Genomic DNA, 14,270 nt, shown 5'->3' with positions numbered 1-14,270 from the left:
AACTACATCATGCGACAGGATTGTAGAGTGGTAACCCGTGGATTACATCTCAACGCGCGACGCTCAGGCGAACCCGGCGAAGTTCACCGATATCTTGCTCTCCGGGCTCGCCCCCGACGGTGGCCTCTACCTCCCGGCCTTCTACCCGACTATTACGCCGCAGCTTCTCGACGACTGGCGGGCGCTCCTCGACGCCGACGGCTACGCCGCCCTCGCCGCCGAGGTCGTGGGACTTTTTGTTGATGACATCCCGCCGGCTCAGATCGCCGAGATCACCGCGCGGGCCTACCGCACCCCGGTTTTTTCCACCGACGAGATCGTCCCGGTGACCACGCTCACCGACTCTTTACACATCGCCCACCTCTCCGAGGGCCCCACCGCGGCGTTTAAGGACATCGCGATGCAGCTGCTCGGGGAGCTCTTCGAGTTCGAGCTGGGGCGCCGCGGGGAGGAGCTCAACATCCTCGGGGCCACCTCCGGCGACACGGGCTCCTCTGCGGAGTACGCGATGCGCGGCCGCGAGAACATCCGCGTGTTCATGCTCACCCCGGCCGGGCGCATGACCGCGTTCCAACAAGCGCAGATGTTCGGCCTCGACGACCCGAACATCTTCAACATCGCCCTCGACGGCGTCTTCGACGATTGCCAGGACGTGGTCAAGGAAGTCTCCGCCGACGCCGCCTTCAAAGCGAAATACCGCATCGGGGCGGTCAACTCGATTAACTGGGCGCGGCTACTCGCGCAGACGGTCTACTACATCTCCACCTACCTGCGGGTCACCGAATCCAACGACCAGCGGGTCTCGTTCGCGGTGCCCACGGGGAACTTCGGGGACATCTGCGCGGGTCACGTCGCCAAGCAAATGGGCCTGCCCATAGACAAGCTCATCGTGGCCACGAACGAAAACGACGTCCTCCACGAGTTCTTCAGCGGCGGGAACTACCGCCCGCGCTCCGCGGCCGAGACCCAGGCGACCTCGAGCCCCTCGATGGACATCTCGCGCGCCTCCAACTTCGAGCGCTTTATTTTCGACGTCACCGGGCGCGACGCCGCGCTGACCGCCGACCTCTTCGCGGTGAAAACCAAGCAGGGCGGGTTTAGCGCCGACGAGCTCGGTAACTCGGAGGCGCTGCGGGCCATTCGCGAAGACTACGGCTTCTATTCTGGCACCTCCACCCACGCCGACCGTGTGGCCACGATCAAGAACGTGCACGCGGAGCACGGCTACCTCCTCGATCCCCACACCGCCGACGGTATGTACGTCGCCCGCTCGCTCGCTGGGCAGGTGGAGACCCCCATCGTGGTGCTGGAGACGGCGCTGCCCGTGAAGTTCTCGGAGACGATCGAAGAGGCCCTCGGTGCCGCCCCGCCGGTGCCCGAGCGGTTCGCCCACGTCATGGAGGCGGGCCGCCACGTTATCGACCTGCCCAACGACGCGGCGACGGTGAAGGACTACATCTCCGCCGCGATCGAGGGCACCAAGTAGTGGTGAGCCACCAGCAGTCGCCGCAGCCGTCGCGTGGGCTCGACATCGGCACGTGGAGCGCGCTCGTGGTCATCGTGGCCTTCACCGTCGGCGCGATCGCGTGGGCGGGGATGAAGTTCTCGAGCGTGCCCACGGCGACCATGGAGCAACGCGAGGCGCTTCAGGCGGTGCAAACGCCCCGGCCCGGCGACGCAGACGCGATCCCCGGCTCCGGGCAGCCGCCGGGCTCGCCCAATGTTGTCCGCGTGCCCTCGTTTGCGCCGTGGGCACCGGGCACGCTGATCCAATCCACGTCCTCCTATCCGCGGCCCGGCGAGATGTTTACCGCCCAGTCGTGCACCGTCGCGTTTTCCTTCAGCAACGCCGAGGGGCGCTACTTCGCGGTCACCGCCGGGCACTGTGGGAAGGAAGGCGACCTCGTGTGGCCGACAAACGCGGCGACGGCGCAGGACTTCTCCCACGAGGCCGGGCGCTTCATCTATTCGGGCCTCTACAGCGCCGGCGCGCCGGATATCGACGTTGCCATCATCGAGATCACCGACCCGGAGCGCTACATGGACCTCGTAGGCCAGCCCATCGAGGCGGGCATCGCCGAACAGCTGGCCCACTCGCCCGGGCGCATCTGCAAGACCGGGGGCACCACCGGATACACCTGCGGGCAGTTCCAGCAGGCCGGGCGGGTCCAAATCATCACCACCGGTGCCGACAACACCCGCGAGACGAAGGGCGATATCGCCGCGGTCTGCGCCTCGAAGGGCGACTCGGGCGGGCCTGTCTTCCAGGACGTCAACGGGCGCGCCACCATCATCGGGGTGGTCTCGGGTACCGAGGCCGGGCGCTCCGGGGAAGAATGCTTCGAGGGCATGGACAATCCTCGGCTGATGTCCTACTCCAACGTGGAGCAAACCATGCAGGTGCTCAACTCGGTCGTGCCCGACGCCCAGTGGGAGCTTAAGTACTGGTAGGGGCCGTCGGCTAGCGCCACTTCTCGGCGAAGGCCTCCCCGGTGTCGTCTTCGTGGTTGGTCTCCACCCGGCTCGTCTCCTCGGAGAACTTCCCGCGCACGCGCACCCGCTCCGGGTCATAGACCACCAGGCTTAGCTGGTCGGTCGCGGGGACTAAGTCGAGGTCGTCCCAGCTCTCGACAGCCTTGTCGCCCTCCTCGACAGAGTCGGTGAACCAGATCAAGGAGGCCTCCTGGTCGATCGGCCGGCCCGGGTAGGCGGAGAACGCCACGGAGTCCGCGCCGCCGTCGAGCGCATCGGTGATGTAGGTCTGAAGCGCCACGGGCCCGGGCGTGAAGTAGCAGTACCCCCAGATGTTAATGCGCAGGTTATCCTGGGTTTTCACGGTCATGGAGTCGATGCAGTTCTGCTCCAGGAGGCGAGAGACGTGCCCGGAGAAGTCCGCGAGGTCGTCTTGCGCCTGCTGCGTCATCGTCGCGGTGAGCGTGACCCCGGTGGAGGTGCGCGCCGTGGAGGCGTCGCCAAGCAAGTAGGGCCGCAGCGACTCGGTGACGTTATCGAGGCTCGTCTCCACGGGATTGAACGCGCGCAGCGGGCGGCCCACGCTCGGCGGGGCCGGCTCCGCGGCGTGTGAGTTCGCGATCATGACGGCCCCGCCGGCGAGGATCGCGATGATAGTGGCGCCGTAGGCGAGGGTGAACACGCTGGCCGGAACCCGGCGCAGCGCGGCGGTGTTCGCCTGCGAGGTGGGGTCGGCGGCGGGGGAGTGGTGGGGCGTGCTCATGATGATTCGAGATTACACTGGGAGCATGCCCATCCCCGAGTTTATTCTCCGTACGCGCGCCAAGATCGGAACCGACCTCATGTGGATCCCCGCGGTCGCCGCGATCGTGCTGCGCGACTCGACGGATTCCTCTGCCTGGGCGGTGCCGGAGGTGCTCCTGGTCAAGCGGGCCGATAACGGGGAGTGGACGCCGGTGACCGGGATTTGCGACCCAGGCGAGGAACCGCACCACGCCGCCGAGCGCGAGATTTTGGAGGAAACCCGTGTTCAGGCGCGCGCCGTCGCCCTCCTCGGCGTCGGCGCGACGGGGCAGGTCACGCACGCCAACGGCGATCAGGCGACCTACATGTCCGTGCAGCTGCGGTGCGAGCCGGTCGATCCTTTCGCCGAGCCCGCCGTGGGCGATGACGAATCGGTCGACGTGGGATGGTTTCCCATCTCGCAGATGCCGGTGACAGACCCCAAGTGGCGCCTGGTCATCGCCGATGCCGCTGCCCAGCGGCGCCACCCGGCCGACTTCGAGCCGCGCTTAGGGCTGAAGAAGCGCTGATGCGTTTCGGCGTCGACATCTCCGAGCACCAAGACGGGCTATCCCTCGGCGCGATCGAGGGCATTTCCTTTGCCATTCTCCGCACGACCGACGGCACCTACCAGGATCGGGTCTTTCGCTCGCACCTCGATGATGCTCTCTCTGCCGGCCTCGACGTGGAGGCGTACCACTACCTGCGTAGACCGTCGGAGGGCACGACAATCGCCGAGCAGGTCGAGGCGTCCTGCGCGGTTATGGGTGCCTACCGCGCGCCCATGTGGCTCGACTGCGAAACACCTGCGGGGCTCTCGCTTGACGACGTCTGCCTCGCCCATTCCCTCTTCACCAGCGCCGGGGTCGAGGTCGCGGGCATCTACACCACCCGGCGTTGGTGGCTCCTCCACATGCTCGGGGCGCCCACCCGGCGGTTCGGTGCGTTGTGGGTTGCATCCTACGGCGCGGATGACGGGGAGTTCCCGGGCGCTGCGGCGTGGCCGGGTCCTGTTGGCGGGCAGGCGCCGGTGATGTGGCAGTACACCTCGCGGGGGCGGGTGCCCGGGTATGCGGGCTTCGTCGACGTCAACGCCCGGCGCTGACGCGTTCTGCGTTGTGGGCGGGGCGCTACAGTGTCAGCCATGAAGATCGTGATCGTGGGCGCAGGTGGTGTCGGGGGCTATTTCGGGGGTCTGCTCGCGCTGGCGGGTCACGACATCGGCTTCGTCGCGCGCGGGGAGACGCTCGCGGCGCTAAATTCGCGGGGGCTTCGGCTGGCGAACCAGGACGGGCAGCGCACCGTGACGCGGTGTATCGCCGGGGAGCGCGCGGCGGAGGTGGCCGACCGGCTCGGCGGGGTCGACGTCGTCATCGTGGCCACGAAGGCGCTGGCGGGGAATTCGACGTTTGCGGACGTCGATACGCTGTCCGATGTTCCCGTGGTGACCACGCACAACTCCGTCGAGGTGCACTTCACCGCGGCCGACCTCTTTGGCGCCGAGCGAGTGCTCGCCGGCGTTGTGCGCGGGTACATGACGCGCACGGGCCCCGCGGAGATCACCCTCAACCCGGGCCCGCTCTCGCTCAATTTCGGGCTCATGCCCGGGGTTTTCGAGGCGCCTTCCGCGCTGCCGCTTGTCGACGCCCTGCGCGACGCCGGCATCGACTCGCGCTACTTCGGCCCCGACGGGGCCGTGCTTGTCGACGTCTGGTCCAAAGCAATGTTCGTCGCCACCACTGGCGTCTTAGGCGCCGTGGCGGGAAAGCCCCTGGGGTACCTGCGCGCGAAGCTGCGCCCCCAGCTGCGCGGACTCATGGAGGAAGTCGCCGCTGTGGGGTGCGCCAGCGGGGTTCCACTTCCCGCGAGCATCGTCGAGGACACCCTCGCGTTTTGCGACGCCCAGTACCCCGAGGCCACCAGCTCTATGCACCGCGACATCGCAGCAGGGATGCCCAGCGAGCTCGACGCTCAGGTGGGCGCGCTGCTTCGGGTGGCTAAGCGCTGCGACGTGGACACGCCACTGTTGGGCATGGTCCACGCGCTGGCGCTGGCCAGGTAGGCGCGGCCTAGCTGGCCGACGGTGCGGCGGAGTGCCAAATTTTACCGCCAGCAAAATCTGAGATGGGGATAGTGACAAATTTTGCCGGCGGGTGGTAAGCGTTGGCACTGGCTTGGCACCCAAGGCGACAGCCCAAGTGACCTAGCAGTCGAAGTACATCTCGTACTCCAGCGGGGTCGGCTGCAGGCGGCTCGGTGCGATCTCGCGGTCGTACTTGAGCTTGGTGTAGGTCTCGATCAAGTCCTCGGTGAAGACGTCGCCCTCGGTGAGGAAGTCGTGGTCGCGCTCCAGCGCCACGAGCGCGGCCTCGAGGGAGGTCGGTGCCTGCGGGATGGACTTGGCCTCCTCGACCGGCAGCTCGTAGAGGTCCTTGTCTACCGGGGCGTGCGGCTCGATGCGGTTTTTGATGCCGTCGATGCCGGCCATCATCATCGCCGCGAACCCGAGGTAGGGGTTTCCGGAGGGATCGGGGGCGCGGAACTCGATGCGCTTGGCCTTGGGATTGGCTCCGGTGATCGGGATGCGGATGGCCGCGGAGCGGTTGCGCTGGGAGTAGACGAGGTTGATCGGGGCCTCGAAGCCGGGCACGAGGCGGTGGTAGGAGTTGAGCGTCGGGTTGGTAAACGCCAGCACCGCCGGGGCGTGGTGGAGCAGGCCGCCGATGTAGTAGCGGGCGATGTCGGAGAGCCCGCCGTAGCCGGACTCGTCGTAGAACAGCGGCTCCCCGTCTTTCCACAGGGATTGGTGGGCGTGCATGCCCGAGCCGTTGTCGCCGGCGATGGGCTTGGGCATGAAGGTGGCTACCTTGCCAAACTGCGTCGCGGTGTTTTTCACGATGTATTTGAAGTCCTGCAGGTCGTCGGCGGCGTGCAACATGGTGTTGAACTTGTAGTTGATTTCCTGCTGCCCGCCGGTGCCCACCTCGTGGTGGAAGCGTTCGATATCGAACCCGGCCTTGGCCAGGTTCAGCGTCATCGCGTCGCGCACGTCGACGGTTTTGTCGTAAGGCGCGACGGGGAAGTAACCGCCCTTGAGACGGGTCTTGTAGCCGAGGTTGGGGGAGCCGTCGAGCTCGGCCTCCGCGCCGCGGTTCCACCATCCTTCCTCGGAGTCGATCTCGAAGAACTGGGTGTGCCCCTGGGTTTCGTAGCGCACGGAGTCGAACAGGTAGAACTCCGCCTCGGCGCCGAAGAAGCAGGTATCGGCGATGCCAGTGGAGGCGAGGTACTCCTCGGCCTTGCGGGCGACGTTGCGGGGGTCGCGCGAGAACGGCTCGTGGGTAAACGGGTCGTTGACAAAGAACTTCACGTTGAGTGTCTTGACGGCGCGGAAGGGGTCGAGCTTCGCGGTGGCCAGGTCGGGCATGAGCGTCATGTCCGATTCGTCGATCGTGGTAAAGCCGCGTATCGACGACCCGTCGAATGCCAAGCCCTCCTCAATGACGTCTTCGTCGAACGCCGAGGCCGGGATGGAGAAGTGGTGCTCGGTCCCGGGGACGTCGGTGAATCGGACGTCGACAAACTCGACGTTTTCATCGCTGATAAATTTCTTGACATCGTCGATGTCTTGGAATGCCACGAATCTCTCCTTGGTGGATGGCAGGGAATAATACCTCCATGGTACAGAAACGTCGCTGTCTCTCCCCGCTGCGATTTAGTTAGTCCACCGGCCGCGAAGTAGTCTGGCCTCATGCCTGATACTCACCCCCGGACCGTGCAGCCCTACCCCGGCGAGGGCCTGGGGCTGCCCGCCAGCGGCCCCGGCGCGCAGGCCTCGGTGGCGCGCCGCGCCGGCGCGGTGGCGATCGACTGGGCGCTGTGCTGGGCGATCGCGGGATTTACCCGGCTCTACACGGATGCGCTCGGTGATACCGCGACGCTGACGTACTTCCTGTGGATCGGCCTCGGGCTCATCTGCGGCTGGCTTTTCGCCCGCACGCCGGGGATGATGGCGCTGGGCATGGGCGTGGCCAGGGTTGATCGCCCGGGAGAGCGCGTCGGGCTGTGGCGCGCGGCGGTGCGCATCGCGCTGACCGCCTTCGTCTTGCCGGCCGCGATGGTCGATGGCGGCGGCCGCGGTATGCACGATCGCGCTACCGGCACGACCGTGATTTATAGCTAGCTACTTGCCCTTGCGCTCCTGCATGCGGCGCATCTTGCGGTTCATTCCGGACATCGACTGCGCGCCGCGCGGCAGAGGGCCGCCGGGCAGCCCGGCGGGCTGGCCGGGGCGGGTGCGCGCGTCCATCGCGTCGAGCTTCGCGGACATCGTGTAGACGTCGTCCTTCCGGTAGTTCTTCGGCAGCTTCAGCAGCGTTTTCTGCAGGTCCCGCACATGGGTCTGCCCCTCGCCGTCGCCGACGTAGACCTCGTGGATGGGCACGCCTGCGAGCAGGCGGTTGACGCGCTTGTGCTCCCGGTTCATCAGCTGCTTGAGGCGGGCGGGGTCTCCCTCGCCGACGAGCACGACTCCGGGGTTGCCCACCACGCGGTGGACGGTATCCATGTGCTGGTTGGCCGCGACTGCGGGTTTGGTCAGCCAGACGATGCCGAGGGTGCTGCGCATGTTCTCCAGCGTCCACGCCGCAGCGCCCGGGGTGTTGCCGACCTCCTCGTACATGGAGCGCTCGAGACGGCGGGAGAAGATGATCATGGCGAGAATCGCACCAGCGATAAGCCCCATGACGAGCATGAACCACTGGCCGTTAAAGAGCAGGCCGATGAGGAAGAACAGGGCTGCGACGCCGACGACGCTTAAGACCATCAGCGGGATGAGCGCCTTATCGCGCTTGCGTTGCAGGTTGAAAGCCTGCACGAGCTGCCCGCGGGTGTCTTTGCGCTTCGCGCGCTTCGCGGCGCGCTCTTCCTGCTTCGCCGCCTTCGCGGCCGCCTTATCCTTGGGGTTTGCCATAGCCCTAACCATATGCGAAAGGGGGCCCACAGCACTAAGCGCCCCGCCCCCCCCGTTTCGCGGGGGTGGGGCGCCTACCGGTGCCTCCTCGCGTGGCTAGAGGTAATCAACCCGCGCGTTGAGGTGGAGCTTTTCCGGCTTGGAGGCGCCGCGCAGCTGGATGGCCACGCCGCCATCGTCCGCGATCGCCCACTCGGCGGCGCGCGCCGGGACGACGACGGGCTTGTAGAACTCGACGCGGTAGCGCAGCGCGCCACCGAGCTTGCCCTCGAGGATGCCGAGCACCGCCGCGGCGGAGTACATGCCGTGGGCGATGATGCCGGGGAAGCCGAACACCTTCGCGCCGAGGTTGGAGGTGTGGATCGGGTTTTTGTCCCCGGAGGCCTCGACGTAGTCGCGCACGGTCGCGGCGGTGACCTTCAGCTGGGCGCTCGAGGTCGATTCGGGCAGTGTGGGGGAGGGCAGCTGCCTGGCGTCGTCAAGCCCGCGCGTCTTTAGCGCGACAGGGGCGGACTTGGCAAACTTCTGGCCCTGGCCGAGGAAGGTCGAGACCTGCGACCAGACCGGCTCGTCGGAAGACTCGCCCTCGGCGTAGACCTCGGTGACCATGTCAATGAGCAGGCCCTTGCGGTGCGGGCGCAGGTTCTCGCCGCGGGAGCGCACGGTGTAGGACTCGTCGACGCGCAGGGCGCGGGACTGGGTGATCTCATTGGCAACGTGCACCGCGCCGGTGGGGGCAAACGGGAAGTCGGCCCGCGACATCAGCTCCATGACGACGGGGAAGGTGACCACGAAGAAGTACGTCGGGGGAACTTCGTTGCCAAGGCGCAGGCCGGTGGCGCGCACGTAGTCGGCGAGGCGGGTCGGGTCGACGCGCACCCCCTGGACCTCAAGGCGGGAGGTCGGGTCAGAATCGGCGACGTGCGAGGTCCCCACGATGGGCAGGATGCCCAGCTTGATGCGGTTCATCACCGCGTCGAGCTCGGGGACGGCGGGCAAAACGGTGTATTCGCTCATGGCCCTTACGCCCCCAGCATGCTCTGGCCGCACACGCGCACGATGTTGCCGTTGACGGCCTTCGAGGCGGTCGCCGCGAAGTACGCCACGGTCTCGGCGACGTCGATGGTCTGGCCGCCCTGCTGCAGCGAGTTCATGCGGCGCCCCACCTCGCGCGGGCCGGTCGGCATCGCGGCGGTCATGTCGGTCTCGATGAAGCCGGGGGCCACGGCGTTGATGTTGCCGCCGATGCCCGCGAGGCGGGCCTCGAGGGAGTTGACGAAGCCGATCACGCCGGCCTTGGTGGTGCCGTAGTTGGTCTGGCCGCGGTTGCCGGCGATGCCGGCGATGGAGGACACACCGATGATCGCCGGGTTCTCCCCAAGCGCATCCGACTCAAGGAGCGCCTCGGTGATGCGCACCGGGGCGACGAGGTTGATGTTTTGGACCATGTTCCAGCGAGCGGCGTCCATGTTGGCGAGCAGCTTGTCGCGGGTCACGCCGGCATTGTGGACGACGACGTCGATCTTGCGGCCGTAGCGCTCGGCGGCGTGCGAGGCGAGCTTCTCCGCCGCGGCCGGGTCGGTGACGTCGAGCGGCAGCGCGGTTCCCTTGACCTTGTTCGCGGTCTGCGCCAGGCCCTCGCCCGCCTGCGGGATGTCGACGCAGATGACCTTCGCGCCGTCGCGCGCCAGCGTCTCTGCGATGACGGCGCCGATGCCGCGGGCGGCACCGGTGACCACCGCGAGGCGGCCGGCCAGCGGGGCGTCCCAATCGGCCGGGGCTTCGGCTGCGGTATCGGTCACCCGGATGACCTGGCCATCGACGTACGCGGACTTGCCGGAGAGCAGGAAGCGCAGGGTGGATTCCACGCCGGTGAAGTTCGACTCATCAATCGCGGGATCGACGTAGACGAGCTGGGCGGTGGCGGACTTGCGCAGCTCCTTGGCCACCGAGCGGGAAAAGCCCTCGAGCGCGCGGGCCGCGATGCGGGCGTCCGTGTCCTCGATGAGCTCCGGCGTGGTGCCGATGACGACGATGCGGGCGTTGTCGGTGAGCTTGCGCATCTGCGGGTTGAAGAAGTCGAACAGTGTGTTGAGGTCCTCGGGGCGGGTGATGCCGGTGGCGTCGAAGACGATGCCTGCGCGCGGGGTATCGGCCTCGGCCTTGAGCAGCTTGTAGGGGCCCTCGAGGGTGCGGGTCAGCGCCTGGGTAAGACGGCCGGCACCACCCACGACGACGGGGCCGTGCAGCGCGGGCTCACCCTGCTTGTAGCGGCGCAGCGGGAAGCCCTGCGGGACGCCGGCCTTGGCGGCGAGGGGGGAGTTGATCAGTTGTTCGAGAAAGCCCTTTTTGGCCACGGTGCACTCCTTGTGAGTTCTGTGTGTAAGCCGGATTCTGGTCGGTGGAACGTCTTGGTCGGCTCTACTGTAGTGGGGAGCGATGCCCCGATAATCCGTCCGTGATTTAGCTTACAGCACTACTAATTTGTGTTGTATAGTACAACGAGAATTCACCGAACCGTCCCACGATCAGTAGCTGAAAGCAGGCAAGAAGTGAACCAGCCCCGTAAAGTCGCCATCCTCGGCGGCAACCGTATCCCGTTTGCGCGCTCCAACAAGGAATACGCCAACGCCTCCAACCAGGACATGCTCACCGCCGCGATTGAGGGCCTCGTCGCCCGCAATGGCCTCCAAGACGTGGAGCTTGGCATGGTCGTCGGCGGTGCAGTGCTCAAGCACTCCCGCGACTTCGGCCTCGTCCGCGAGAGCGTGCTTGGCTCCTCGCTCGCGCCGACGACCCCGGCGTTCGACATCCAGCACGCCTGCGGCACCTCGCTGACCTCCGCAATCCAGGTCGCCGACGCGATTGCGCTTGGCCGCATCCAGGCCGGCATCGCCTGCGGCACCGACACCACCTCGGATGCTCCGCTGGCCGTCAACGACAAGCTGCGCAAGACCCTCATCAAGGCATCGAGCGCGAAGACCACTGGCGAGCGCATCAAGCTGCTCGGCTCGATCCGTCCGAGCCAGCTGGCACCGGAGCAGCCGCAGAACGGCGAGCCCCGCACCGGTCTGTCGATGGGTGAGCACGCCGCCATCACCGCCCGCGAGATGGAGATCTCGCGCGAAGCTCAGGACGAGCTCGCTGCAGCCTCCCACCAGAACCTGGCGAAGGCGTACGACGAGGGCTTCTTCAACGACCTCGTTACCCCCTTCTTGGGGGTTCATCGAGATACGAACCTGCGGCCTGATTCGAGCGTGGAGAAGCTGGCGAAGCTCAAGCCCGTCTTTGGCAAGCAGGACGCGATCCAGCACGGCGGCACCGCGACGATGACCGCCGGCAACTCCACCCCGCTGACCGACGGCGCGGCCGCCGTCCTCCTCGGCACAGAGGAGTGGGGCCAGGCTCACGGTCTTGAGGCCCAGGCCTACCTCGTCGACTCCGAGACCGCAGCGGTCGACTTCGTCCACGGAGGTGACGGGCTGCTCATGGCCCCGACCTACGCCGTCCCCCGCTTGCTCGAGCGCAACGGGCTGTCCCTGCAGGACTTCGACTTCTACGAAATCCACGAGGCCTTCGCCTCCCAGGTGCTGGCCACGCTCAAGGCGTGGGAGGACGAGACCTACTGCCGCGAGCGCCTCGGCCTTGCCGCCCCGCTGGGCGCCATCGACCGCTCCAAGCTCAACGTCAAGGGCTCCTCGCTGGCGGCCGGCCACCCGTTCGCCGCCACCGGCGCGCGCATCCTCGCCACCGCAGCGAAGAACCTCGTCGAAAACGGCGGCGGGCGCACCTTGGTCTCCATCTGCGCGGCCGGCGGCCAGGGCGTCACCGCGATCATCGAGCGCTAGATCATCCACTCTCACCTCGAGAAAGGTTCCACCCATGTCTCAACCCACCACCACCCAAGCCGATCGCAAGCAGGCGAAGCCGGAGAAGAACCGCCCGGCCACGCTTCCCGTGCCGGGTGACTCTGCCGTCGCCGGCGTGCTCGCCGACGTCCTCGACGGCCCCTATGCCGAGGCAAAGAACAAGCTGCGCCCGCTGCTTAACGACGCCTCCTTCCTGCCCCCAGTCGAGGGCAGCCTCGACGAGCTGCGCGCCGCGAACCTGGAGAAGGTCAAGGCCGTCGCCGCGTCCGGCGAGATCCAGCCGTCGTTCTCCCCGCTCAACGGCGGCGAGGGCAAGGTCACTGCTGGCGTGACCTCGCTTGAGCTGATCGCCCAGGTCAACAACTCTGTCTGCATCAAGTCCGGCGTGCAGTTCGGCCTCTGGGGCGGCGCGATCGACGCGCTGGGCACCGAGCGCCACGTGAAGTTCGCCCAGGGTGCGATGGATCTCTCCATGCTCGGCTGCTTCGCCATGACGGAGATGGGCCACGGCTCCAACGTCCAGCATGTGGAGACCACCGCGACCTTCGACCCGGAGACCCAGGAGTTCATCATCAACTCCCCGACCCCAAGCTCGAAGAAGGCCTACATCGGCAACGCCGCGCGCGACGGCCGCTGGGCCGCCGTCTTCGCGCAGCTCTACACCCCGGACTCCGAGGAGTCCCGCGGCGTGCACTGCTTCATCGTGCGCATCCGCGAGGAAGACGGCACCGACGCTCCCGGCGTGACCACATCCGACCACGGACACAAGGGCGGCCTGCTCGGCGTGGATAACGGCATGATCATGTTCGATCACGTGCGTATCCCGCGCGAGAACCTGCTCAACCGGTTTGCCGACGTCACCGAGGACGGCACCTACGTCTCGCCCATCGAGAACCCGAACCGCCGCTTCTTCACCATGCTGGGTACTCTTGTGCGCGGCCGTATGGGTGTGGGGGCCTCCGCCGCCGGCGCGACCCGCGCTGGCCTGGCACTGGCGGTGAAGTACGCCAACGTGCGCCGCCAGTTTGAGGCCGGTGACGAATCCAAGGAGGCGCGCCTGATCGACTACCGTCAGCACCGCCGCCGCCTGCTCATCCCGTTGGCGAAGTCGTACGCGCTGATGACCTTCCAAAACGCGATCCTGCAGCGCTTCCAAAACCAGATCGACGCCCAGTTCGCCGGGGACTGGGACCCCGCCCGCCCGACGAAGGAGCAGGACCGCGCCGGCCGCGAGATGGAGACCCTCGCCGCGATTTTTAAGGCCACTGCCTCCACCCACGCCAATTCCACGCTGCAAACCTGCCGCGAGGCGTGCGGCGGTGCCGGTTACATGTCGGAGAACCTCCTGACCACCTTCCGCGCCGATGTCGACATCTTCACCACATTCGAAGGCGACGACACAATTTTGCGTCAACTTGCGGGCAAGAACCTGCTCACCGCCTACGGGTGGGAGGCAGCGAGCTGGTCTCCGTTCGACATCGCCAAGCACGTCGCCTCCAACGTCGGCGACATCCTCGCGCGCCGCTCTGGCATCGCTGCAGGTATTGAGACCATTTCCGACCGTGTCACCGGCACAGGTTCGCTGTTCGAGGCCGACACTCAGCTGCGCATTCTGCAGTACCGCGAAGAGCAGGTGCTTGAGTCGCTCGTGCGCCGCGTTCAGTCCGCCCGCAAGATGGATCGGGCAGAGGCGGCGAAAGTTATCGACCGCGCCCAGGACCACCTGCTGGCCATGGCGGATGCCTACGGCGATCGCATGCTGCTGCAGTCCATGATCGAGGCCGAGGGGCAGCTGGAGGAGGGCAGCACCGCCCGCGCCGTCTTCGAGCAGGTCCGTGACCTCTTCGCGCTCAATGCCATCGTGGAGCACGCAGACTGGTACCAGGAGCACGGCGCGCTCTCCGCGGGCCGCTCCAAGGCCGCGAAGGCCGCCGTCAACGACCTGGTCGACTCGCTCGGCCCGTGGTCCGAGACTCTTGTCGACGCCTTCAAGATCCCCCAGGTCGTCCTCGACCGCCCGATGATGACCAACGGCGGCACCGACCTGAGCTAGTGGGCTGCTCCCGCTAGGCGCCGCGTATAGAGCTCCCCGCACGTTGAGGCGGGGAGCTTTGTGCTGCCCAGGGGTATTTCCTGCCTCGCTCCCGCGTGCGGGATACGCATCCTCACAGTAA

The 14,270-nt window shown here is 66.9% G+C and carries 13 protein-coding genes; 8 read left to right on the top strand and 5 right to left on the bottom strand.

The window, feature by feature from the left end:
- The first annotated feature begins 37 nt into the window (after positions 1–37).
- Together thrC and C3E79_RS07820 are read left to right on the top strand one after the other, a co-directional pair.
- Positions 38–1,486, top strand: a complete 1,449-nt coding sequence (gene thrC / locus C3E79_RS07825; RefSeq protein ID WP_108404410.1) for a threonine synthase — start codon at positions 38–40, stop codon at positions 1,484–1,486.
- 2 nt (positions 1,487–1,488) lie between these two features.
- On the top strand, positions 1,489–2,451 hold the full coding sequence (locus C3E79_RS07820; protein ID WP_235840597.1) for a trypsin-like serine protease: 963 nt from the start codon (positions 1,489–1,491) through the stop codon (positions 2,449–2,451).
- 10 nt (positions 2,452–2,461) lie between these two features.
- On the opposite strand, the gene C3E79_RS07815 is transcribed toward C3E79_RS07820, so the two are convergent.
- Entirely contained in the window at positions 2,462–3,235 is a 774-nt protein-coding gene (locus tag C3E79_RS07815; protein WP_108404409.1) for a hypothetical protein, read from the bottom strand.
- A 25-nt stretch (positions 3,236–3,260) separates the two neighbouring features.
- Here C3E79_RS07815 and C3E79_RS07810 point away from each other — a divergent pair, with 25 nt between their 5' ends.
- Genes C3E79_RS07810 through C3E79_RS07800 form a run of 3 tightly spaced genes read left to right on the top strand, consistent with a single transcriptional unit; the run spans position 3,261 to position 5,317 of the window.
- A complete protein-coding gene (locus C3E79_RS07810) occupies positions 3,261–3,785 on the top strand; it encodes an NUDIX hydrolase (protein WP_108405117.1) in 525 nt (174 codons plus the stop codon).
- On the top strand, positions 3,785–4,360 hold the full coding sequence (locus tag C3E79_RS07805; protein ID WP_108404408.1) for a glycoside hydrolase family 25 protein: 576 nt from the start codon (positions 3,785–3,787) through the stop codon (positions 4,358–4,360). The genes C3E79_RS07810 and C3E79_RS07805 overlap by 1 nt, the downstream gene beginning before the upstream one ends.
- Positions 4,361–4,399: 39 nt before the next feature.
- Positions 4,400–5,317 carry a 2-dehydropantoate 2-reductase gene (locus tag C3E79_RS07800; RefSeq protein ID WP_108404407.1) on the top strand — a complete coding sequence of 306 codons (918 nt, stop codon included), beginning with the start codon at positions 4,400–4,402 and terminating at the stop codon, positions 5,315–5,317.
- A gap of 141 nt (positions 5,318–5,458) precedes the next feature.
- Here C3E79_RS07800 and glnA read toward each other — a convergent pair whose 3' ends face one another.
- Positions 5,459–6,895 carry a type I glutamate--ammonia ligase gene (gene glnA, locus C3E79_RS07795; RefSeq protein ID WP_108404406.1) on the bottom strand — a complete coding sequence of 479 codons (1,437 nt, stop codon included), beginning with the start codon at positions 6,893–6,895 and terminating at the stop codon, positions 5,459–5,461.
- Between the two features lie 111 nt (positions 6,896–7,006).
- Here glnA and C3E79_RS07790 point away from each other — a divergent pair, with 111 nt between their 5' ends.
- Positions 7,007–7,438 (top strand): RDD family protein, encoded by a 432-nt coding sequence (locus tag C3E79_RS07790; RefSeq protein WP_108404405.1) that lies wholly within the window; start codon positions 7,007–7,009, stop codon positions 7,436–7,438.
- On the opposite strand, the gene C3E79_RS07785 is transcribed toward C3E79_RS07790, so the two are convergent.
- The 3 genes from C3E79_RS07785 to C3E79_RS07775 all read right to left on the bottom strand — a co-directional run bounded on the left by C3E79_RS07785 (position 7,439) and on the right by C3E79_RS07775 (position 10,584).
- Entirely contained in the window at positions 7,439–8,227 is a 789-nt protein-coding gene (locus C3E79_RS07785; RefSeq protein WP_108404404.1) for a DUF4191 domain-containing protein, read from the bottom strand.
- A 96-nt stretch (positions 8,228–8,323) separates the two neighbouring features.
- The gene (locus C3E79_RS07780) at positions 8,324–9,244 is read right to left on the bottom strand and encodes a MaoC/PaaZ C-terminal domain-containing protein (RefSeq protein WP_108404403.1); all 921 of its coding nucleotides are present in this window, start codon (positions 9,242–9,244) and stop codon (positions 8,324–8,326) included.
- Positions 9,245–9,249: 5 nt separating this feature from the next.
- On the bottom strand, positions 9,250–10,584 hold the full coding sequence (locus tag C3E79_RS07775) for a 3-oxoacyl-ACP reductase (protein WP_108404402.1): 1,335 nt from the start codon (positions 10,582–10,584) through the stop codon (positions 9,250–9,252).
- Positions 10,585–10,779: 195 nt separating this feature from the next.
- Here C3E79_RS07775 and C3E79_RS07770 point away from each other — a divergent pair, with 195 nt between their 5' ends.
- Together C3E79_RS07770 and C3E79_RS07765 are read left to right on the top strand one after the other, a co-directional pair.
- A complete protein-coding gene (locus tag C3E79_RS07770; protein WP_108404401.1) occupies positions 10,780–12,075 on the top strand; it encodes an acetyl-CoA C-acetyltransferase in 1,296 nt (431 codons plus the stop codon).
- Positions 12,076–12,109: 34 nt separating this feature from the next.
- On the top strand, positions 12,110–14,149 hold the full coding sequence (locus C3E79_RS07765; RefSeq protein WP_108404400.1) for an acyl-CoA dehydrogenase family protein: 2,040 nt from the start codon (positions 12,110–12,112) through the stop codon (positions 14,147–14,149).
- Positions 14,150–14,270 lie beyond the last annotated feature (121 nt).

It is taken from the genome of Corynebacterium liangguodongii (assembly GCF_003070865.1).
Lineage (GTDB): Bacteria > Actinomycetota > Actinomycetes > Mycobacteriales > Mycobacteriaceae > Corynebacterium > Corynebacterium liangguodongii.
The sequence above is the reverse complement of the archived record's forward strand: the minus strand, read 5'-3'. Positions and strand labels throughout refer to the sequence as shown.